This is a genomic window from Pseudomonas helleri (assembly GCF_001043025.1).
GTDB lineage: Bacteria > Pseudomonadota > Gammaproteobacteria > Pseudomonadales > Pseudomonadaceae > Aquipseudomonas > Aquipseudomonas helleri.
Genome location: NZ_JYLD01000007.1, coordinates 207,591 through 229,211, shown reverse-complemented (window position 1 = coordinate 229,211; position 21,621 = coordinate 207,591). Strand labels below are relative to the sequence as shown.

At 59.5% G+C, this 21,621-nt stretch carries 22 protein-coding genes; 11 read left to right on the top strand and 11 right to left on the bottom strand.

From position 1 onward, the window contains the following. Nucleotides 1-1,368, bottom strand: coding sequence for a sensor histidine kinase (locus TU84_RS13595; RefSeq protein ID WP_048369722.1), 1,368 nt, complete (start codon nt 1,366-1,368; stop codon nt 1-3). Then, complete coding sequence (locus TU84_RS13590; RefSeq protein WP_048369720.1) at nt 1,358-2,074, bottom strand: response regulator transcription factor; 717 nt, start codon at nt 2,072-2,074, stop codon at nt 1,358-1,360. Before TU84_RS13590 ends, TU84_RS13595 begins: the two co-directional genes overlap by 11 nt. A gap of 210 nt (nt 2,075-2,284) precedes the next feature. Here TU84_RS13590 and TU84_RS13585 point away from each other — a divergent pair, with 210 nt between their 5' ends. The 4 genes from TU84_RS13585 to TU84_RS13570 are packed head-to-tail and all read left to right on the top strand — an operon-like array spanning nt 2,285 to nt 6,945. Continuing rightward, nucleotides 2,285-5,050, top strand: coding sequence for a response regulator (locus TU84_RS13585; protein ID WP_048369885.1), 2,766 nt, complete (start codon nt 2,285-2,287; stop codon nt 5,048-5,050). A gap of 39 nt (nt 5,051-5,089) precedes the next feature. Continuing rightward, nucleotides 5,090-6,079, top strand: a complete 990-nt coding sequence (locus TU84_RS13580; protein WP_048369718.1) for a 2-hydroxyacid dehydrogenase — start codon at nt 5,090-5,092, stop codon at nt 6,077-6,079. Nucleotides 6,080-6,106: 27 nt separating this feature from the next. After that, on the top strand, nt 6,107-6,544 hold the full coding sequence (locus TU84_RS13575) for a hypothetical protein (protein WP_048369716.1): 438 nt from the start codon (nt 6,107-6,109) through the stop codon (nt 6,542-6,544). After that, nucleotides 6,541-6,945: an META domain-containing protein gene (locus tag TU84_RS13570; RefSeq protein WP_048369715.1), complete on the top strand. Its 405-nt coding sequence runs from the start codon at nt 6,541-6,543 to the stop codon at nt 6,943-6,945. The genes TU84_RS13575 and TU84_RS13570 overlap by 4 nt, the downstream gene beginning before the upstream one ends. A gap of 699 nt (nt 6,946-7,644) precedes the next feature. Here TU84_RS13570 and TU84_RS13565 read toward each other — a convergent pair. Continuing rightward, complete coding sequence (locus TU84_RS13565; protein ID WP_048369713.1) at nt 7,645-8,106, bottom strand: TlpA family protein disulfide reductase; 462 nt, start codon at nt 8,104-8,106, stop codon at nt 7,645-7,647. 124 nt (nt 8,107-8,230) lie between these two features. Between TU84_RS13565 and arsC the strand changes: the two genes are divergently transcribed. The 4 genes from arsC (at nt 8,231) to TU84_RS13545 (ending at nt 10,456) form a co-directional block, all read left to right on the top strand. Continuing rightward, on the top strand, nt 8,231-8,584 hold the full coding sequence (gene arsC, locus TU84_RS13560) for an arsenate reductase (glutaredoxin) (RefSeq protein WP_048369711.1): 354 nt from the start codon (nt 8,231-8,233) through the stop codon (nt 8,582-8,584). After that, nucleotides 8,581-9,186, top strand: coding sequence for an NAD(P)H:quinone oxidoreductase (wrbA, locus tag TU84_RS13555; protein ID WP_048369709.1), 606 nt, complete (start codon nt 8,581-8,583; stop codon nt 9,184-9,186). The genes arsC and wrbA overlap by 4 nt, the downstream gene beginning before the upstream one ends. Beyond that, a complete protein-coding gene (locus TU84_RS13550; protein WP_048369707.1) occupies nt 9,179-9,586 on the top strand; it encodes a DUF2069 domain-containing protein in 408 nt (135 codons plus the stop codon). Before wrbA ends, TU84_RS13550 begins: the two co-directional genes overlap by 8 nt. Before the next feature lie 243 nt (nt 9,587-9,829). Continuing rightward, a complete protein-coding gene (locus TU84_RS13545) occupies nt 9,830-10,456 on the top strand; it encodes a helix-turn-helix transcriptional regulator (RefSeq protein WP_048369882.1) in 627 nt (208 codons plus the stop codon). Here TU84_RS13545 and TU84_RS13540 read toward each other — a convergent pair. The 4 genes from TU84_RS13540 to ttcA form a co-directional block, all read right to left on the bottom strand. Next, nucleotides 10,409-10,816 carry a RidA family protein gene (locus TU84_RS13540; protein ID WP_048369706.1) on the bottom strand — a complete coding sequence of 136 codons (408 nt, stop codon included), beginning with the start codon at nt 10,814-10,816 and terminating at the stop codon, nt 10,409-10,411. The two genes, TU84_RS13545 and TU84_RS13540, sit on opposite strands and share 48 nt — an antisense overlap. A gap of 30 nt (nt 10,817-10,846) precedes the next feature. Next, nucleotides 10,847-11,812, bottom strand: coding sequence for a threo-3-hydroxy-L-aspartate ammonia-lyase (locus TU84_RS13535; protein ID WP_048369705.1), 966 nt, complete (start codon nt 11,810-11,812; stop codon nt 10,847-10,849). Between the two features lie 97 nt (nt 11,813-11,909). Continuing rightward, a complete protein-coding gene (locus tag TU84_RS13530; RefSeq protein ID WP_048369703.1) occupies nt 11,910-12,581 on the bottom strand; it encodes a DNA-3-methyladenine glycosylase I in 672 nt (223 codons plus the stop codon). Nucleotides 12,582-12,636: 55 nt separating this feature from the next. Beyond that, a complete protein-coding gene (ttcA, locus tag TU84_RS13525; RefSeq protein ID WP_048369700.1) occupies nt 12,637-13,461 on the bottom strand; it encodes a tRNA 2-thiocytidine(32) synthetase TtcA in 825 nt (274 codons plus the stop codon). Between the two features lie 265 nt (nt 13,462-13,726). On the opposite strand from ttcA, the gene TU84_RS13520 reads away from it, so the two are divergent. Further along, nucleotides 13,727-14,329, top strand: a complete 603-nt coding sequence (locus TU84_RS13520) for a Yip1 family protein (protein WP_048369698.1) — start codon at nt 13,727-13,729, stop codon at nt 14,327-14,329. Between the two features lie 152 nt (nt 14,330-14,481). Next, entirely contained in the window at nt 14,482-14,976 is a 495-nt protein-coding gene (locus TU84_RS13515; protein ID WP_048369696.1) for a SprT family zinc-dependent metalloprotease, read from the top strand. 48 nt (nt 14,977-15,024) lie between these two features. Here the strand turns inward: TU84_RS13515 and TU84_RS13510 are convergent, their stop codons facing one another. From TU84_RS13510 to TU84_RS13500, 3 genes are all read right to left on the bottom strand, one after another. Further along, nucleotides 15,025-16,362 carry a dicarboxylate/amino acid:cation symporter gene (locus TU84_RS13510; RefSeq protein WP_048369880.1) on the bottom strand — a complete coding sequence of 446 codons (1,338 nt, stop codon included), beginning with the start codon at nt 16,360-16,362 and terminating at the stop codon, nt 15,025-15,027. A 403-nt stretch (nt 16,363-16,765) separates the two neighbouring features. Then, the gene (locus tag TU84_RS13505) at nt 16,766-18,112 is read right to left on the bottom strand and encodes an ATP-binding protein (protein WP_048369695.1); all 1,347 of its coding nucleotides are present in this window, start codon (nt 18,110-18,112) and stop codon (nt 16,766-16,768) included. Next, the gene (locus TU84_RS13500) at nt 18,109-18,786 is read right to left on the bottom strand and encodes a response regulator (protein WP_048369693.1); all 678 of its coding nucleotides are present in this window, start codon (nt 18,784-18,786) and stop codon (nt 18,109-18,111) included. Before TU84_RS13500 ends, TU84_RS13505 begins: the two co-directional genes overlap by 4 nt. A gap of 146 nt (nt 18,787-18,932) precedes the next feature. Here TU84_RS13500 and TU84_RS13495 point away from each other — a divergent pair, with 146 nt between their 5' ends. After that, nucleotides 18,933-19,670 carry a 4'-phosphopantetheinyl transferase family protein gene (locus TU84_RS13495; RefSeq protein ID WP_048369878.1) on the top strand — a complete coding sequence of 246 codons (738 nt, stop codon included), beginning with the start codon at nt 18,933-18,935 and terminating at the stop codon, nt 19,668-19,670. Here TU84_RS13495 and TU84_RS13490 read toward each other — a convergent pair whose 3' ends face one another. Beyond that, nucleotides 19,671-21,569, bottom strand: coding sequence for an NEL-type E3 ubiquitin ligase domain-containing protein (locus TU84_RS13490; protein ID WP_048369691.1), 1,899 nt, complete (start codon nt 21,567-21,569; stop codon nt 19,671-19,673). Between the last annotated feature and the right edge of the window lie 52 nt (nt 21,570-21,621).

The following is a 21,621-nucleotide window of genomic DNA, read 5'->3' as shown; positions in this document are numbered from 1 at the left end:
CTACAGGTGGGGCGGGTCTGCGATGGGCAGGCGCAGGTGCACGCGCAGCCCGTGCTCGGTGTTTTGCGCCCATAAACTGCCGCCCTGCAGGCGCAAGGCGTTGCGTGCGATGCTCAGGCCCAGGCCAAAGCCGCCGTCACCGGGGCGTGAACCGTCGAGGCGGGTAAACGGGGCAAAAATCCGTTCCAGGGCTTCTGGCGCCACACCGCCACCTTGGTCGTCGAGCCACAGGTGCCATTCATCGCCTTCGCGCTGGCCATTCAGGCTAACGGTGCCTTCTGCCGGGGAATGCCGAATGGCGTTGCGCAGGATGTTTTCCAGCGCTTGGGCCAGGCTGTTGAGGTGGCCCTTGACCCAGCAGTTGGCGTCGAGGTTGCACGGCAGACGCGCCTGGGGCCAGCCGCTTTCAAAGCGTGCGTTTTCGGTGAGCATTTCCCACAACGCCTGGATCTGGATGTCTTCTACCGGCAGCGGCCCGCGCTCGGCATCCAGCCAGGCCAGTTGCAAGGTGTCTTCAACCAGCCGCTGCATGCCGTCCACTTCGCGGCTCAAACGCTCGCGCAGGGCTTCTACCCCCTGTTCGCTGTCGCAGGCCACGCGCAATCGGCTCAACGGTGTACGAAGTTCGTGGGACAAATCGCGCAGCAACTGTTGCTGCTGGTTGACCGTGGTCTGCAAGCGCTCGGACATTTGGTCAAACGCGCGGCCCAATTCGCCCAGTTCGTCCTGACGGCTGGTGGTCTGGCTCGACAGTCGCACGCCCAACTGATCGGCACGCCAGGCATTGGCCTGCTCACGTAACTGGTTCAGCGGCACGATCAATAGCCGGTACAGGCCCACGCACAGCAGCAGGGTGAACACTCCGGGGATCACACCATTAATCAGAAATCGCCAGACCAGTTGCGAAAGCCCCGGCATGTAGCGCTGCGGCAGTTCAATCACCAGATAACCGGCAGACGGGTCTTTGGGGAACGGTACTTTGATCCACGGGCGCACGCGGTTGATATGGCTGATGGGCCAATCCAGCCCGCGCAAAAAGGTCATGCGCTGTGCTTCCTGGTCTCTCAACGGGTAACTGCTCAGCGACTGCAAATCCTGGCCGACCACGCCGCCCCAGCCCCGCTCGGTTTTGCCGAAGGCTTGCAGCCATTGATCGACGCCGGTTTGCTGGCCGCGGTTCCAGGCCTGTTCGGCTTCACCGGCATAACGAATCAGCGTGCTCTTGGCCTCATCGGTTAAATAGCCGGTGCGTTTGTCCATGTAGCGGCCCCAGGACCAACTGAGCCAGATCATCAACAAACAGAAAGCCACCAGCAAACATGCCAGTTTCCAGAATAAGGAGTGTTTTCCGGGCAACTTAGAGCGCATCGCTGGCGCTCAACACGTAGCCTTTGCCCCACACCGTGCGCACTTCCCGCTCGTGATAGCCGATGGCCTTGAGCTTGCGACGGATTTGGCTGATGTGCATGTCCAGGCTGCGGTCATGGGCTGAATAGCCACGCTGCAACACCTGCTGATAGAGGAACGGTTTGCTCAACACTTCGTCAGCGTTGCGTTGCAGGGTGTCGAGCAAGCGGTATTCACTGCGGGTCAGCCCGGCCCACAGCTGGCCGTAACGGGCGTCGGCCGCGTCTTCATCGAGCACCAGCGCGCTTTCGGCCAATACCGGCGCTTGCGGCGGCATGCGGTCCAGCGCCACCCGGCGCAAGATGGCCTGAATCCGTACACGCAATTCGGCCATGCTGAACGGCTTGGGCAGGTAGTCATCGGCGCCCAGCTGAAACCCGCTAATGCGGTCGGCCTCCGCCCCCAGCGCCGACATCAATATCACCGGCAGGGCATGGGTCTGGCGCAACTGCGTGAGCACCTGCAGGCCGTTCATGCCCGGCAACAAGATGTCCATCAGCACCACATCAAAGTGTTCATCTCTGGCGCGGCTCAAGCCCTCCTGGCCGTTTTGGCACCACACCACCTCAAACCCGCAGCGCACCAATTGCTCATGCAAGTAGGTGCCCAGAACGGGGTCGTCTTCGATGGCCAAAAGGCGCGAGGGCTGAACGGCTACGGGATTCATTAACGTCTGCTAGTCATTCTCAATCGCTGATTATTCAAGATTGAGCCTGCACGAGCAACCGGCATGGCCGTTGCATTGCCGTTATGTGGGCGCTGTTCGCACTGGAGGTAAATTTACAAAGATTTGCCACGTATCAAATGGCTACACTGCGAGCTGATCTATAACGAACGTCATAAGGATGCATTGATCAATGCCGGGCTGGAGAGTGGTGTGCTGAAAAACCTCGGGATAAAAGGCCGCGTATTGCTGCTGACCTTGCTGCCCGTCACCTTGATGGCGGTCGTGCTGGGGAGCTACTTCACGTGGCTGCAGCAATCGGAACTGGAATCGCAGTTGCTGCAACGCGGTGAAATGATCGCCGAGCAACTCGCACCGCTGGTAGCGCCCGCCATGGGTCGCCACGACACGGCCCTGCTACAACGTATCGCCAGCGAGTCCCTTGACCAGCAAGACGTGCGCGCCGTGGCGTTTTTGAGCGCCAATCACGAGCCGCTGGCCCACGCCGGGCCGACCATGCTCAATCAGGCGCCGATGGGCAACAGCTCGCAATTGCTGCAACGCACCGACAGCGATGCCACGCGCTATTTGCTCCCGGTATTCGGCCGCCATCGCAATCTGGCGGGCGACGTCATCCCCAATGAAGCCCACCGTTTGCTGGGCTGGGTCGAACTGGAACTGTCGCACCACAACATGCTGTTGCGCGGCTACCGCAGCCTGTTCGCCAGCCTGCTGTTGATCGCCACCGGTCTGGTGCTGACCACCCTGCTGGCCTTGCGCATGAGCCGCACGATCAATTCACCGCTGGACCAAATCAAGCAAGCCGTGTCCCAACTCAAGGACGGCCAGTTGCAGACCCGCCTGCCAGAACTGGGCAGCCAGGAGCTGAATGAGCTGGCCTCGGGCATCAATCGCATGGCCGAAACCTTGCAGAACGCGCAGGAAGAGCTGCAACACAGCGTCGACCAAGCCACCGAAGACGTACGCCAAAACCTCGAAACCATCGAAATCCAGAACCTGGAACTCGATCTGGCGCGCAAGGAAGCCCTTGAAGCCAGCCGCATCAAGTCAGAATTTTTGGCCAACATGAGCCACGAAATCCGTACGCCGCTCAATGGCATCCTGGGCTTCACCCACCTGCTGCAAAAAAGCGAACTCACCCCTCGCCAGTTCGATTACCTGCACACCATCGAAAAGTCGGCCGACAACCTGCTCGGCATCATTAACGAGATTCTCGACTTCTCGAAAATCGAAGCCGGCAAGCTGGTGCTCGACAGCACCCCGTTCAACCTGCGCGATTTGCTCCAGGACACCCTGACCATGCTCGCCCCCTCGGCCCACGAAAAAGGCCTGGAGCTGGTCAGCCTGGTGTACCGCGACACGCCGCTGTCGTTGGTAGGTGACCCGCTACGGCTCAAGCAGATCCTCACCAATCTGGTCAACAACGCGATCAAGTTCACCCGCGAAGGCACGATTGCCGTGCGGGCCATGCTTGAAGATGACGACGACAACAAAACCAGCGGCGGCGTGCAACTGCGCATCAGCGTGCAAGACACCGGCATCGGCCTGACCAATCAAGATGTGCGGGCGCTGTTCCAGGCCTTCAGTCAGGCAGACAATTCACTGTCGCGCCAAACCGGCGGGACCGGTTTGGGCCTGGTGATTTCCAAGCGTCTGGTGGAGCAAATGGGCGGCGAAATTGGCGTCGAAAGCCAGCCGGGTGAAGGCTCGGTGTTCTGGATCAGCGTCAACCTGCCCAAAGCCCATGATGATATTGAAGACCTGCCCGTTGCGCCGTTGCTCGGCCATCGCGTGGCCTTGCTGGAAAAACACGACCTGGCCCGTCAGGCCATGCTCCACCAGCTTGAAGATTGCGGCTTGAGCGTGACCCCGTACCTGACCCTGGACAACCTCACCAACGGCGTGACCACTGCCCACCAAACCGAAAACCCGATTGAGCTGGCCGTGCTGGGTGTGACGGCCCATGACATCCCGCCCGAGCGCCTCAACCAGCACATCTGGGACCTTGAGCACCTGGGCTGCAAGGTCATGGTGTTGTGCCCGACCACGGAGCTGGCGCTGTTCAATACCGCCGTGCCCAACCCCCACAACCAGCTCCAGGCCAAGCCGACCTGCACGCGCAAATTGCGTCGCTCGCTGATCGAACTCATCAACCCGCAGCAAACCCGTCACGAGCCCGGCGAGATACTGGCCAGCCGGGCGCCGCGAATTTTGTGCGTGGATGACAACCCCGCCAACCTGCTGCTGGTACAAACCCTGCTCGAAGACATGGGCGCCAAGGTCACGGCCGTTGACAGCGGTTACGCCGCCGTCGATGCGTTCAAGGCCGAAGACTTCGATCTGGTCCTGATGGACGTACAAATGCCCGGCATGGATGGCCGCGAAACCACCGAGGTGCTGCGCCAGTGGGAGCAACAGCGCCAATCGACGCCGGTGCCGATTGTCGCGCTGACCGCCCATGCGATGGCCAACGAGAAGCGCGCCTTGCTGCAAAGCGGCATGGACGATTACCTGACCAAACCCATCAGCGAACGCCAACTGGCGCAAGTGGTGCTGAAGTGGACCGGCCTGGCCTTGCGCAATCAAGGCAGCGACGGCCCCCAGGAGCCCGTACGCCAAGCCAACAAACTGGCGGTGCTCGATGCCGAAGAAGGCTTGCGCCTGGCGGCGGGCAAGGCCGATCTGGCCGCCGACATGCTGTCGATGTTGCTGGCGTCGTTGGAAACCGACCGCCTGGCCATCCTTCAGGCCCGCGAAGACAACGACGCCGTGGCCTTGATCGAGCGCGTACACCGCTTGCATGGCGCGACCCGTTACTGCGGCGTGCCGCAATTGCGCGGCGCCTGTCAGCGCAGCGAAACCCTGCTCAAGCAAGAAAGCCCGGCCGCCGACGCTGCTCTCGAAGAACTCGACCAGGCAATTTTGCGTCTGGCGCAAGAAGCGCGCAGCTCGGCGTAACCCCTGTTTGCGGTATCACCCATTGCCAAGGAAGCACTGATGCGCACGATTCTTTTCAGCAGCCAGACCTACGATCAGGACAGTTTTACCGCCGCCACACAGCCCGGCGACCTTGAACTACACTTTCAACCGGCGCGCCTGAGCTTCGACACCGCCGCGCTGGCCCATGGCTACGAAGTGGTTTGCCCGTTTATCAATGACGACTTGAGCGCCCCGGTGCTTGAGCAACTGGCAGCTGGAGGCACGCGCCTGATCGCCCTGCGCTCCGCCGGTTACAACCATGTTGACCTGGCGGCGGCCAAACGCCTGGGGCTGAATGTGGTACGGGTGCCAGCGTACTCGCCACACGCGGTGGCGGAACACGCCGTGGCGTTGATTCTGGCGCTTAACCGTCGCCTGCACCGCGCCTACAACCGCACCCGCGAAGGCGACTTCACCCTGCACGGCCTGACCGGTTTTGATCTGGTGGGCAAAACTGTCGGTATCGTCGGCACCGGGCAGATCGGCGCCACCTTCGGCAAAATCATGGCCGGTTTTGGCTGCAAGCTGCAGTGCTTTGACCCCTACCCCAATGCCGAACTGGTGGTACTGGGCGCCGAATACGTGAGCCTCGCGCAGTTGCTCGCCAGTTCGCACATCATCAGCCTGCATTGCCCGCTGACTGCCGATAACAAGCACCTGATCAACCGCGAGTCACTGGCCACCCTGCAACATGGCGCCATGCTGATCAACACCGGGCGCGGTGCGCTGGTTGATACGCCAGCCCTGATCGAAGCGCTGAAAAGCGGCCAATTGGGCTATTTGGGCCTGGACGTGTACGAAGAAGAAGCCCAGTTGTTCTTCGAAGACCGCTCCGACCTGCCCTTGCAAGACGACGTGCTGGCGCGCCTGCTGACCTTCCCGAATGTGATCATCACCGCGCACCAGGCCTTTCTGACCCGCGAGGCCCTGAGCGCGATTGCCAGTACCACGCTAGACAATATCGCCACGTGGCGTGAAGGCGCCCCACAAAACCTGGTCGAAGGTTGATAGCATAGCGGCCTATTTGGAGGACCCATGGTCGAACACGATTTCCGCTACAACCTGCTTAGCCCGCAGCACACCTTGATTGAATGCCGCGCATTGATGCCGGGTCGTTATCAAGTCACCGGCAACGGCGGCTCCATTCAGCACGGCGACGTGCTGATCGTGACCCTCAAAGGCAGCAAGGACTTGTCCATGCGCCTGAACGTCGAAAAAGTGCGTCACCTGATCAACCCGCGCGGTCAGTGGGTGGCCGTGGCCAACGGCCCGGTATTCGGTGAGCTGGCGATTCATGAATGGCAAGTCAACTGTGACGGCTGCGCCAAAGAACTGAAATTCGAGTTCGCGGTCGATGCCAAACTGGGCACCAAGGCCCAAAAGCCTGCGGCCAGCGCACGGATTGCCGAACTGGGCTGGAGCACTGAAGGCAGCAAGCACCTGTGCCCGCAATGCCAAAAGGCTGCGCTATGAAACGCGGGTTCCTGCTGGCCATGCTGGGCGCCAGCCTGGTGGGCTGCGCAGGGCACTCCGCGCAATTGCAGCGCAACCATGCTTACGTGGTGGAATGGATTGGTGAGCGTCCGTTGATGGACTACAGCCACCTGACCGTAACCTTCGACGAAGGTGGCCGCGCCTATGGCAATGGCGGTTGTAACCACTGGTTTGCGCCATACACCCTGGACGGTGACAAGCTGAGCTTTGGCCCGGTCGGCAGCACCCGCAAAGCCTGCGCCCCGGCGTTGATGGAGCAAGAGCAACGGTTCTTCAAGGCCTTGCAGACAGTCGAACGCTGGGACATCTCGCCGATTGAGCAAGTACGTTTCTGGCCGGCTGAAGGCCTGCCGTTACGGCTGTGGCCTGAAGAAAGCTGACCCGCAGGCTGCGATCTTTTAACCTTCAACATCAAAAGATCGCAGCCTGCGGCAGCTGTAGCAGTTGACGAGCTTTGCGAGGCTACGTCCGGGCGCGTAGCACCCGCAACCGCCAAGATCAAAAGATCGCGAGGCAAGCTCGCTCCTACAGTTTTATTGCGTGCGCCTGTAGTCGCTGACGAGGCACGAAGGCTGCGTCGAAAGATCGCGCGCATATCCCTCGTAGCAGTTGACGAGCTTTGCGAGGCTACGTCCGGGCGCGTAGCACCCGCAAAACCCTCTCAATCCCCAAGATCAAAAGATCGCGAGGCAAGCTCGCTCCTACAGTTGGATCGCGTGCGCCTGTAGTCGCTGACGAGGCACGAAGGCTGCGTCGAAAGATCGCGCGCATACCCCTCGTAGCAGTTGACGAGCTTTGCGAGGCTACGTTCGGGCGCGCAGCACCCGCAAAGCCCTCTCAACAATCAAGATCAAAAGATCGCGAGGCAAGCTCGCTCCTACAGTTTGATCGCGTGCGCTTGTAGTCGCTGACGAGGCACGAAGGCTGCGTCGAAAGATCGCGCGCATATCCCCCGTAGCAGTTGACGAGCTTTGCGAGGCTACGTCCGGGCGCGTAGCACCCGCAAAACCCTCTCAACCGCCAAGATCAAAAGATCGCGAGGCAAGCTCGCCCCTACAGTTTTATTGCGTACGCATGGCCTAGCCCTTCAATTCCTTGAGCTTGGCCAGGATCCCCGCCGCGGTTTGTTCGCCCAGCAACTGGGCGCGGACCTTGCCCTTGTCATCGATGATGTAGGTGACCGGCAAGGCTTCACTGCGCGGCAGGTCAAAGGTGTCGGCCGGGTCTTGGGCCAATACGGTAAAGGTGATGCCCAGCGCGGTGCTGGCATCGTTCAGTTCCTTGCCCTGCAAACCGTCAAAGTTAACCCCGAATAAACCCACCGATTGCCCCTGCAACTGGCCTTCCAGCGCGTTCAGCTCGGGGATTTCAACGCGGCACGGCCCGCACCATTCGGCCCAGTAGTTGATCACTTTCCATTGCTTGTCCAGACGTTCGGACGCGACCTTCTCTCCATGTTGATCGACCCCGTAATCATTCCCGCACCCGGCGAGCAATAACGTAGCGGCGACGGCAGTGGCCGCCAACAGTCGCTTGAACATGTGCTGTTCCTTCTCATTTAAGCCAACAAAAGACATTAACAGGCGACCAATGACCGCACACGGTTCAGACACGCCTGTGAGGCGGGTAGAATACCCGCCACCTTACGCAAGAAGCGACCCGCTCATGACTGATCTGACGCTTTATCACAATCCGCGCTGCTCTAAATCACGCGCTGCGCTCGAAATTCTCGAAGCCCGTGGCCTGGCACCGACCGTGGTGCGCTACCTTGATACCCCGCTGGAGGCCACGCAACTGCGCAGCCTGCTTGGCAAACTGGGCCTCAGCGCACGCCAATTGCTGCGCTCAGGCGAAGACGAATACAAAGCCTTGAACCTGGCCGACACCAGCCTCAGCGACGAGCAACTGATCGCGGCAATGGCGGCCCACCCCAAGCTCATCGAACGGCCGATTCTGGTCGCCGGTGACAAAGCTGTCATTGGTCGACCACCAGAAAAGGTTCTGGAGATCCTGCCATGAGTGCGCCTTATATCCTGGTGCTGTTTTACAGCCGCCACGGCGCCACCGCCGAAATGGCCCGGCACATTGCTCGCGGCATTGAGCAAGGCGGCATTGAAGCGCGCCTGCGCACCGTACCGGCGATCTCCGCCGAGTGCGAAGCCGTGGCCCCGAGCATTCCTGAGGACGGCGCGCTGTACGCCAGCCTCGATGACCTGAAAAACTGCTCAGGCCTGGCGCTGGGCAGCCCGACCCGCTTCGGCAACATGGCCGCGCCACTCAAGTACTTTCTGGACGGCACCAGCAACCTGTGGCTGACCGGCGCACTGGTGGGCAAACCCGCAGGCGTGTTCACCTCCACCGCCAGCCTGCACGGCGGCCAGGAAACCACCCTGCTGTCGATGATCATGCCGTTGCTGCACCACGGCATGCTGATCACCGGCCTGCCTTACAGCGAGTCGGCGCTGCTCAACACCACCGGAGGCGGCACGCCGTACGGCCCAAGCCATCACGCCGGAGCCGACGGCAAACGCAAGCTGGATGAACACGAAATAGCCCTGTGCCGGGCGCTGGGGCTGCGCTTGGCGGCTACCGCCCAGAAGCTGGAGAGCCCGCGTGGCTAAAAAGCCCAAGGTGTTGCCGCCGATTGAGTGGCTCACGCCCCGCGTGCGGTTGATGCGCGGCGTGAGCCTGGCGTGCTTTTTCGGCCTGATCGGCTTGTTGTGCGTGTATTACCTGGTGTTCGCCAACCTGCACGGCGCACGGCCCTGGGTGATCTTGCTGATTGAGCTGGTGCCGCTGCTGATCCTCGTGCCCGGCATGCTCAAGGGCAGCCCGCGCGGGCACTCGTTCACCTGCTACGTGGTGAACTTGTACCTGCTCAAGGGCGCGCTGGCGGCATTCGATCCGAACCGGCAACTGTTCGGCCTGCTGGAAATCGCCGCCAGCGTGGCGGTGTTCGTCAGTGCGCTGCTGTTTGTGCGCTGGCGCTACCAACTGGATCGCCGCCTGGCGGGTGAGTAAGCGTAAACGGCGGGGCCATTGGCGGGCCTCGCCGCGTTCATCCAGCGCCTCAGAGCGACTGGGCGTTCGACCCCGCGCCGATTTTGATGCTTATCCCGCCGCGTAAAAACAGGTCGCGCAAAGTCCAGGCGCTGGCGTCGTTCCTGAATGAGTCATTCAAATCCAAAGGCCCGGAGAAAAGCCGCGCCTAGGCTGTTATCGTCCCCTCATTGAAACCGTTTATTGACGCTGGAAATCTTCAACATGAAGCGCACTACCCCCGAGCAACTGGCGCTCATCAGTCAGATGGAGCACATCGCAGAAGGCTTGAGCCAAACGTTCAGCCCCTTTTGCGAGGTGGTTTTGCATGATTTGCGCGACCCCGAGCACGCCATTCTGGCCATTCACAACAACCTGTCCGGCAGGGCCGTCGGGGACCCGGCGACTGAGCTGGGGCTGGCGCGCATTGCCGACCCAGCCTACCCGCAGGTGATTGCCAACTACCCCAATCAGTTCAAAGACGGTCGCCAGGTCAAGAGCACCTCGATCGGCATCAAGGATTCTTCGGGGCATTACGTGGCCGCGCTGTGCATGAACATCGACCTGACCCTGTTCAAAGGGCTGCAAGGCATGCTCGAGCAGTTCGGCGCCTTTCACGGCGAGCGCCCGCACGAAACCCTTGAGCCCAGCGGCGCAGAGACCATCCGGGCACGGATTGATCAGTTTGCTGCACGCCTGGCCACCACGCCCCGCACCCTCAAGGCGGCTGACCGCAGAGTGCTGCTACAAGAGCTGAAAGACGCGGGCCTGCTGGACATCAGAAAAGCCATGGAGACCGTGGCGTCACACCTCGGCGTGTCCCGCGCTACCGTGTACAGCGACACGCGCTAACGCCTCAATTTCAACCAAGTAACCATGATGCAACTCGGGCACCGGCACCACGGCACGTGCCGGGCGATGGCTGCCCAACAGCTCGGCGTAAACCTGATCAAAGGCCGGCCAGTGCTGCACACCAGCAACGTAAACCGTCACTTTGAGCAAATCACTCGGCTCGCCGCCCGCCGCCTTGAGAATGGCCAGCAGGTTATTCAGCGCAATCTGTGCCTGCTCAGCAAACGACGCGTCGAGGTTGTGAGCGCCAGAGGGGCTAACCGGCAGTTGCCCCGAGATATACAGCGTGCCTTGGTGGCTTATGGCTTGCGAATAATGGCCAGCCGGGGGCGACGCCGCATCAGTGCTTATGATGTTCATGGATCACCTGCGTGAGAGAGCGTTGGGGGTTCAGGACTGCAGAAGTGTGCCGAGTTTCTCGATGTCGATATTGCCGCCCGTAATCATCACGCCGACACGCTGGCCCTGAAGCTCAGCCTTGTATTTTCTGACGGCCGCCAGCCCCAGGCAGCCGGTGGGTTCGACCACCATCTTCATGCGCTCAGCAAAGAACTTCATGGCCCAGACCAGCTCTTCATCGGTCACCGTGACGATCCGGTTAACACCGTTGAGGATAATCGGGAACGTGTACTGCCCCAGGTGCTGGGTTTGCGCACCATCGGCGAGGGTGTCGGGGGTATCAATGTGAACAATCACCCCTGAATTGAACGACTGCTGGCCGTCATTACCGGCCTGCGGCTCAACCCCGATGAGGGTGCAATCGGGTGACAGCGCGCGGGTCGACAGCGTGGTGCCCGAGAGCATGCCGCCACCGCCCAGGCCGACAAACAGCGCGTCCAGCGGGCCGACACTGTCGAACAGTTCCTTGGCCGCCGTGCCCTGCCCGGCCAATACGTCCGGGTGATCGTAGGACGGGATCAACGTCATGCCGCGCTCAGCGGCCAGCGCCTTGCCGATCGCTTCGCGGTCCTGGGTGTAACGGTCGTAGAAAATCACCTCGGCACCGTAGCCCTTGGTTGCCGCCACCTTGGCGACGGGGGCATCCGTGGGCATGACAATGATCGCCGGGATCTTCAGCAACGACGCTGCCAGCGCGATGCCTTGAGCGTGATTGCCCGAAGAGAACGCAACCACGCCGCCCTGGCGCTGAGCGTCAGTGAATTGAGCTAGCGAGTTGTACGCGCCCCTGAACTTGAAAGAGCCGGTGCGCTGGTAGTTTTCGCATTTGAAAAACACCTGCGCGCCGATGTCGTTATCAAGCGTGCGCGAGGTTAGAACCGGCGTCACGTTGGCGACCCCTTCGAGCCGCTTCGACGCGTCGATGACCGCTTGATAGGTGGGCAGAGTGATTGGCATGGCAACAGGTCCTCGACGAGTGAGCAGACCCAGACATATTATCCATAATCAGACAAACCGTAAACAACCTGACAAACCGTCTATCACTACCCCATGGTCAGTGATTCACGGTAAACGCCAGCATCTGCGACAACTGGCACATCGGCCGACCGCTTTCAGCGTGCCACTGGTTGAAAGCATCTTGCACAATCGCCAGGTCGCGCAGACTGGTCGGTACTTTGTCTACCAGCTTTTGTGCGTTGAGCGCCGCCACAACGTCATAGCTCGGCACAAAGGTGTCTTTGCCGACCATGCGCAAGAAGCGTGGCGCCGACAGGCCGCCCAGTTGGTTACCGTGCTTGGCCAGGTACTTCCACAAGCCGACAATGTCGGTCACCGGCCAATCGGCGATAAACGCGCCGAAACTGCCGTGTTCGTGGGCAATGTCGAGGATCAACTGAGCATTGCGCGGCACGCTCTTGAGCTTGCCCAAGTGGCGAATGATCCGCGCGTCCTGCATCAACCGCTCCAGGTGCTCAGCGCCCATCAGCACGACTTTTTCCGGGTCAAAGCCGAAGAACACTTCTTCAAACACCGGCCATTTGGCGTCCACCACGCTGTGTTTGAGACCGGCACGAAACACCCGCAGTGCCAGGGTCGACAGGTAACGGTCGTCCGGGATCTTGCGCAGTTGCGCAGGCGTGCGAGGAACGGGCAACTCGGCTTCCAGCGCGGCGGACGAACCAAAACGGTTCAAACAATATTCGTGCAGCCATTTGTAGTCGCGCATGCCCTCTCCTCTGGGTCAGTGGGGTGTCACATGGGGTTCAGAGCCGTTTGCGGGCTTAGAGGTTCAACAGATTAACGAAACGCGGGGTCGCGGTTTCGTCGATCTTCAGGCTGGCAAAATCAAACAGGTTGCGGTCTGCCAGTTGCGACGGGTTCACGTGTTGCAGGCTGCGGAAAATGCTTTCGGTGCGGCCCGGGTTCTTGCGTTCCCACTCTTGCAGCATGTCTTTGACCACCTGGCGTTGCAGGTTTTCCTGCGAGCCGCAGAGGTTGCACGGAATAATCGGGAACTGCTGCAAATCCGAGTACGCCTGAATGTCCTTCTCGTTGCAGTACGCCAACGGGCGAATCACCACGTTACGCCCGTCGTCGGAGCGCAACTTGGGCGGCATCGCCTTGAGCGTGCCGTTGAAGAACATGTTGAGGAAGAACGTCTCGACGATGTCATCACGGTGATGACCCAAGGCCATTTTGGTCGCGCCGATTTCGTCGGCGAAGGTGTACAAGGTGCCCCGGCGCAGGCGCGAGCACAGCGAACAGGTGGTCTTGCCTTCCGGGACCAGCTCTTTGACCACCGAGTAGGTGTCTTTTTCGACGATGTGGTACTCAACGCCCAGCGACTTGAGGTACGCCGGCAGCACCTCTTCCGGGAAGCCCGGCTGTTTCTGGTCCATGTTCACGGCCACGATCGAGAACTGGATCGGCGCGACCTTTTGCAGGTGAAGCAGCACATCCAGCAGCGTGTAACTGTCTTTACCGCCCGACAGGCACACCATCACCTTGTCGCCGTCTTCAATCATGTTGAAGTCAGCCACCGCCTCACCGGTCAATCGGCGCAGGCGTTTCTGGAGTTTAAGTTGAGAGACCGAGAGAGTGCCCATAGCGCTTCAATTCCGCGAGTTAAGACCAAAAGCCGGGCATTTTACTTAAAAAAACCGCGCACACGAACCCCCGCCCCCACTTAGACCACATCGCGATAAGCCTGGACCTAACAAAGTGATTAGCGCTAAAGGACTAGGGCGGTCCAGTACAAGGGTTTCTATACTCAATTCAGGCCCTGCACCTGCACACCAGAGGCGTGTGTGCCCGTGCGCGGCCGCGGGAAACCCTACCAAGGACGATGCGTTTGAAACAGGAGTGAGCGCCATGATCCATCACGTTCTAGGTCTCTTTACCCACCCTGATCAAGAGTGGCGCGAGATCCGTGTCGACGCCGAAAAAAGCGTCAGCCGCATCTACCTCACCCACACCTTGATCCTGGCGGCGATCCCGGTGGTTTGCGCGTTTATCGGCACCACTCAGGTGGGCTGGAAGATCGGCGGTAATCCGCCGGTCATGCTCACCCTCGACAGCGCGCTGTGGATGAGCGCCTTGTCTTACCTGGCGATGTTGGTGGGCGTTGGCGTCATGGCGAGTTTTATCCACTGGATGGCCCGCACCTACGATGCCGTGCCGAGCATGGCCCGTTGTGTGGCGTTTGCCACTTATACGGCAACGCCCTTGTTTATTGCCGGGCTCGCGGCGCTGTACCCGCAGATGTGGCTGGCATTGTTGGTGGGCACGGCGGCCATTTGCTACACGGTGTTCCTGCTGTTCGTGGGCGTACCGACCGTGATGAACATCGACCCGGATGAAGGCTTTTTGTTTTCAAGCTCGATCCTGGCCGTGGGCTTGGTGGTGTTGGTGGCGATTATCGCGTTCAGCGTGATTGTTTGGGGGCTGGGGATTGGGCCGACGTATATCTCTTGAGCCAGCTTTAAAGGTGCTCGCGATCTTTTGAAGATCAAAAGATCGCGAGACAAGCTCGCTCCTACAATGATCGGGGCAGACCATTCAGCGCCCAGCGCTTCGGAACCTTTTCCGCATGCGGCATAATCGCCGCCTCTGGAGACCCGAACCGCATGCCCGAGTTACTCAACACCCGCGTCGAAGACTGTTTCAAACAGGCCGAAGTGTTTTTTAAGCGGCCTTTCAAGCGCCCTGTAGTCAGCTTCAAGCTGCGCGGCCAAAAGGCCGGAGTTGCCCACCTGCACGAGAACCTGCTGCGCTTCAATCCGCAGTTGTACCGCGAAAACAGCGAAGACTTTCTCAAGCAAACCGTGCCCCACGAAGTGGCGCACCTGATAGCCCACCAATTGTTTGGCGACCGTATCGCGCCCCATGGCGAGGAATGGCAGTTGATCATGCGCGGGGTTTACGAGTTGCCGCCTAACCGCTGCCACACATACGCGATCAAGCGACGCACCGCAACGCGCTACATTTACCGCTGCCCATGCCCCGACAGCGATTTCCCCTTCAGCGCCCAGCGTCATAACCTGGTCAAGCAAGGCCGGCGCTATCTGTGCCGCCGTTGCCGCCAGACACTGGTGTTCAGTGGCGAGGCCCGGGTCGAATAACGCCCATAAAAAAACCCATCCGAAGATGGGTTTTTCAGGCGCTTAACGTTACTTCATGACTTGCGACGGCATCTGGCCTTCAGCAACCAGTTGGTCGTCTTCTGGCAGGGTGTTGTCCAGCGGGCTGCCGCCCGACGCCAGCTCGCGCTGCATCACGTCGACGTCCAGCTCTTTAACCCACTTGGCCACAACCAGAGTCGCTACGGCGTTACCGATCAGGTTGGTCAGGGCGCGGGCTTCGGACATGAAGCGGTCGATACCCAGAATCAGCGCCAGGCCAGCCACCGGCAAGTGGCCTACAGCCGACAAGGTCGCCGCCAGTACGATAAAGCCGCTACCGGTGACACCCGCCGCCCCTTTGGACGACAGCAACAGCACCAGCAACAGGGTGATCTGGTGGGTGATGTCCATGTGGGTGTCAGTGGCCTGAGCAATAAACACGGCCGCCATGGTCAGGTAGATCGAGGTACCGTCGAGGTTGAACGAGTAACCGGTCGGGATCACCAGACCCACTACCGACTTCTTCGCACCCAGACGCTCCATTTTCACCAGCATGCGTGGCAGTGCCGATTCCGACGAAGACGTACCCAGTACGATCAGCAGTTCTTCACGGATGTAGCGGATCAGCTTGACGACGCTGAAGCCGTGAGCACGGGCGATGCTGCCCAGCACCAGCAGTACGAACAGTACGCAGGTCACGTAGAAGCAGATCATCAGTTGACCCAGCTGAACCAGCGAGCCCACACCGTAAGCACCGATGGTGAACGCCATGGCGCCCAATGCACCCAGCGGCGCCAGCTTCATGATCATGTTGATGATGTTGAACATGACATGAGCGAAGCGGTCGATGAAGTCCAGTACCGGCTTACCGTAGGCACCCAGGCGGTGCAGGGCAAAACCGAACAGTACCGAGAACATCAGCACTTGCAGGATGTCGCCGTTGGCAAACGCACCGACGATGGTCGACGGGATCACGTTGAGGATGAAGCCAACGATGCTTTGATCGGCGCCTGCTGTCACGTAAGCCGCGACTTTAGAGGCGTCCAGCGTGGACACGTCGATGTGCATGCCAGCACCTGGCTGCACCACGTTAACCACCACCAGACCAATGATCAGGGCCAGGGTCGAGACAATTTCGAAGTACAGCAACGCATAACCACCGGTCTTGCCAACCGACTTCATGCTCTGCATGCCGGCGATACCGCTCACCACCGTACAGAAAATAATGGGTGCGATAACCATCTTGATCAGTTTGATAAAGCCATCGCCCAACGGTTTAAGCGCAACACCGGTTTCAGGGTAGTAATGGCCCAGCAAGATACCGATAGCAATCGCTGCGATTACTTGCACATACAGAGATTTGTACAGTGGCTGACGAGTCGTCATTGCAAAGTTCCTCAAGTGCATCACACCGTCGTCTTCCATCCAGGGACGGCTGATACCTAAAGCGCGAACCCTCCTGTACTTGGAGGGATTTGTTGTTTCAAGCTGCTCTATCGGCAACTCTCGCAACACTCTTTGCAAGCCACGGGCCAATTTGCACAAAACCGGTGCAATTGCCCATAGCACCGGCACTTGTAGGAAAATGGCGATATGTTTTGTAGGACAATACTTGGCGGATTTCCGCCCTTTGGCGGGTTTTCGGCAGGCGAAATGGCGGATACCCGCCTGATAAATTCGAAGCGACCCTGATCTTTTTGCGTAGGAGCTGCCGCAGGCTGCGATCTGTTGATGTTAAAGATCAAAAGATCGCAGCCTGCGGCAGCTCCTACGAAGAGCAGGTAGCGGGTTATACCGTCGAGAAGCGAATCCGGAACGCAGCGCCACCCAGCGGTGAGTCGTCCAGGGTCAGTTGGGCGTCGTAGCTTTCGATGATGTCTTTAACCACCGCCAACCCGATGCCCTGCCCCGGATGCTGTCGGTCCAGCCGTTCGCCACGCTGCAAGATACGCGCGCGCTGGTCGGGGGGCACGCCCGGCCCGTCATCCTCTACGCACACTTCAATGCCCAGGGCATTTCGGTGCAGGCTGACCCGCACTTGCCGCAGGCACAGGCGGTAGGCGTTTTCCAGCAGGTTGCCGAGCAACTCCAACAAGGCGTTCTGTTCGATCGGCACATGGCTGAGCGGGGCAATGTCGTAGCTGACCTTGACCTGCTTGTCGCGATAGACCTTGTCCAGCGTGTTGCACAGGCTTTCAACCACCGGCAGCAGCTCAACCTGATGGCGCACCAGACCACTTTTACGCAAGCTGGCCCGCTGCAATTGATAGCTGATCTGCTGGTTCATGCGTTCAATCTGGGTTTGCAGCACTTTGGCCTGTTCACGCTCGGTGGGGCGTTGCGCCATGCTTTCACTCACGCCCTGCAACACCGCCAGCGGCGTTTTCAGGCTGTGGGCCAGGTCATCCAGAGAATCACGGTAGCGCGAGCGCTGCTCACGTTCGCTTTGCAGCAAACGGTTCAGCGAGCCGGTTAAACGCAGCAATTCGCGAGGGTGCTGCTCGCTCAAGCTCTCGCGTTCGCCGGTTTCGATTTCATCCAGTTCCTGACTTAAGCGCCGCAATGCCTGTAACCCCCACGTCAGACCGATCCACAACAACGCCAGCAGGACAAATAGCGCCGCGCCAAACCCCAGGTAGAGGTTTTCGCGCAGTCCGGCGAGTGTCAGGTTGTATTCACGCATGGGTTGCAACGCCACAAAGCTGAACGCGGCCGTTCGCCCCCCCAGCGATTTCACCTCAACGTCGTAGACAAAGAATTCTTCGCCGCTGTCTTCCCGGATGCTTGCAAACTCATTACCGCGCCCGTCGTAACGGGGCTTGTAATTGATGTTTTCTTCTTGCGTGGCTCGCGAACGCCACACCAGGCGACCGTCGCGGTCATAGATGTAGCCCAGCAAGCGGCTGTCCGGCAGGTTGAGTTCCTCATCCGGCAGCAAGGTCGGCATTTTGAGGTGGTTTTTTTCAACCTTCGCCGCCGAAATCAACGTCGTGACATCCGAGGCCAGGCGCTGCTCGATGGCATCTTTGAGGGCAAGACTAAACGCGCCTTGCATGGCCGGCAGCAGTGCGAGCATAAAAAGGACGGCCAACAAGGTGGCCGCCAGCATCAACCGAACGCGTAGTGAACGAATCAACGACAGCGCTCAGTAAACAGGTACCCCAAGCCGCGTACCGTGTCGATTGGCTTAAAGCCGCTTTCCCCCTCAAGCTTGCGACGCAGGCGCCCGACCAGCACCTCGATCACATTCGGATCACGTTCCTCGTCATCCGGGTACAGCTGTTCCATCAGTCGGTCCTTGGCCACCACTTGCTGATGATGGCGCATCAGGTATTCCAGAATCCGGTATTCGTAGGCGGTCAGTGGCAGAGGCTTGTCGTCCAGCACCGCTTGTTTGCGATTGATGTCGAGCACCAGCCCACCCGCGACGATGGTCGACTGGGTGAAACCGCTGGAGCGACGCAACAACGCATTGAGACGGGCTTCCAGCTCTTCGAACTGGAACGGCTTGACCACGTAGTCGTCGGCACCGGCCGCCAGCCCTTCGACTTTGTCTTGCCAGTTACCCCGCGCGGTGAGGATCAGGATCGGGAAAGTCTTGCCCCGCGCCCGCAACTGACGAATCAATTCCAGCCCGCCCATGCCCGGCAAACCCAAATCAATCATCGCCAGATCGTGATTGAACTGCTCGGTCTGGTACAACGCCTCATCGGCATTGGCCACCGCCTCGACCACATGGCCACTTTCAGTCAGACGGGTTTGCAAGTGATGGCGCAACAGCGCCTCATCTTCAACCACCAGCAATTTCATCGCGCTCTCCCAAGCCTGTCGCGTCACTAAGGACGTGAGTCCACCACCTATACATTTACCAGCCTAGCCTTTACAGAATAAGGCGTAAGCCCTGAACACACTCTGAACAATTGCACCGCCAGCACAAGGCCAGCAGAATGCACGCCATGAATAGATCTTCAGACTTGCCAGCCTGTTGCACGCCGCTTGGTTGCGACTGGCCCTTGCCCATTGCGCTGCCCGGTAGCGTATGGCGCAGCACCGCGTTCGACCCGGCGCAACTGACCCCGGACGACTTTAGCCGCAGCGGCCTGCACCTGCCTGCGAGTATTCAACGATCAGTGGCAAAACGCCAAGCCGAATTTCTGGCCGGCCGTCTGTGTGCCCGCGATGCGGTGCTGCACCTGGACGGCACCCGGGCAACACCGGCCATCGGTGAAGACCGCGCCCCCGTGTGGCCCCGGCACATCAGTGGCGCCATCACCCACAGCCAGGGCCGTGCGGCGGCACTGGTGGCGTTAAAAAGTGACTGGCTGGGGTTGGGCATCGACCTCGAAAACAGGCTCAGCCTTGATCGCGCTCAACGTTTGGCCAAAGAAATCCTCACTCCAGATGAGCTGCAACGCATGGCCGCAGGCCCGGTTGAGGACCAGGCGCTGGTCGTCACGCTGACGTTTTCGATCAAAGAAAGCCTGTTCAAGGCCTTGTACCCGCTGGTGCACAAGCGCTTTTACTTTGAGCACGCCGAAGTGCTGAGCTGGTCAAAAGACGGCCAGGTGCGCTTGCGGCTGCTCACGGATTTGTCTGATGAGTGGCATCAAGACAAAGAGCTTGAAGGGCAATTTGCCTTGATGGATGAGCAACTATTGAGCGCCGTCGCGATTAAAGCCAGCGCGGCACGGTGATCAGGTCGCGGGCTTGTAGACGTTTAGCGTCAGTTCCTCAATCAGCAGGTTCACCTGCTGATCTCTGACCAGCGTCAGCTCACTCCCCCTTTGCAACTGCGCCTCATCGGACAGACCGCTTTCTTCAGAGAGTTTGGTGTAGTCGCGCTGATACTCGGCCTCGATGGTTGCAAAACGATCGGCATAGTTGTTCAGCAGAAAAGTTCGCCAAAATTTTTCATGCGTAATGGCGTGCATAAACGTCGGGCTGCCATCCAGCGCCAAAATACTCGCGCGCGCTGCTGCAATCTGCGCAGGGGTGACACCTGCAGTCGGCGCATACAACATCGTCCTCGCCTGGGTCGGTAAATCAAGGGACTGCGCCAACTCAACACGGTAGAACAGGATCACTTCCGCGGCATCAGGATTGCCCCCCGCCGCCACCCGCCTGGCCACTTCGGCTTCTGACAGCAGGTCAACTTGCCTTAACCGGAACAAGCGCTTGGCCAGGTTGAATAACTCTGCTTCGCGCTGTGCATCGCCCGCACGGTTTAGCGCTTCATGAACCAGCACTTCAACTTCCATGTTTTCCAGAAGCACCATGGCCCCATCCCCACAGCTTCGCTCTTCACGGAAAATCCTGTTCAACAAGGTTTCGCGCAGCGCGGTATTGGCCAGCATTTGATCAATCAGTGTCCATACACGGTTTGTCAGGTTTGCCCACACCTGCTCACTCATCTTGCGGCGGTCATGTGCGAACAACGCAAGGGTCTGGAAAAAGTCTGTGACGTTGTCTCCCGCGCCTTGCAGCAATTGCCATTGCTGCGTTCTGGCTGCGGTTTGAGCCGGGCTGGCGTCACTTGGCAACCACGGTGAAACATCATTCGCCGCCCTCTGTACTTGAGCGTTAAGGGAAAGCTGATTAAAGCTGTGCGCAATCGTCGGCCCGTAGCCAAAATCACTGTGGCCTTGGGCCCAATAAGCAATAAGACGATTACGCGTTGGAGCATCCAGCGGATTCCCGGAAATGGACGTCGACCGGTTAGCCCCAACCGTCCATTGCGGCTCAAACACAGCGTCAGGGATGGTCGTCATTACATTGTCTCTCAGGTTCGCCCACTCGATATGAGGCAGCGCCCATAAACCATTGGGCCACTGGCTAATACCCGTATTGCTCAGGTCCAGACTGTGCAAATCAAGCATCTGACTGACGTCCGGGCTGATGCCCAAGGGGTTGCCACTCAGGCTCAGTGCCCGCAAATTCGAAAGATTCGCCAGTTGCTGTGCCGTCTCTGGCGTGAGAGTGATGCGGTTGTCCATCAGCTCAAGTGACATCAACAGAGGCATTTCAGCAATCGCGGCAGGCATATGCTCAATACGATTATTGGACATGTCCAACAGGCGTAACTGGGTAAAACTGGCGAGAAACTCGTTCGAACCACTGCGCAAGTTCATCCCCTCCATCTGCAATGCGCCAACGTGGCTGAAATCACCGCTTATCGCAGGAAGGTCGCCGATATCCAGGCCAGACAAATCGAGCTCAAAGCCTACGATGTCACCCGTATCTTCCATCACAGAGAGGTCGCTTTCGCGGCGCCAGGCACTCTCGATCCTCGCCCTCGCCTGCGCACGGTGGCCAGGAGCCGCTACCCCCATGTGGCTCGTGCCGTAGGGATACAGCTGGATTTGTTCCCAGACACTGAGCTCGCCTTGCAGCATTTGAAATTGAGCACGCCTTTGGACAAGTGCCGCCTCGCGCTCGGCTGGCGTTGCGCCTAACGTATCGAGGAAGTCGATCGTCTCTCCATAGTCCATGCTCGGGTACAGGTCCCGCGCCTCGCGGATCAACGACAAGGGATGAGTGGCGTTATCCAGCGTTACCGTTAATGGGTAAACCGTAAACTCACGATCAACATTCATCGGGGGTTTACGAGGCGGTGCGGGCGGCTCCAGACCTAACAGCGCACGTAGA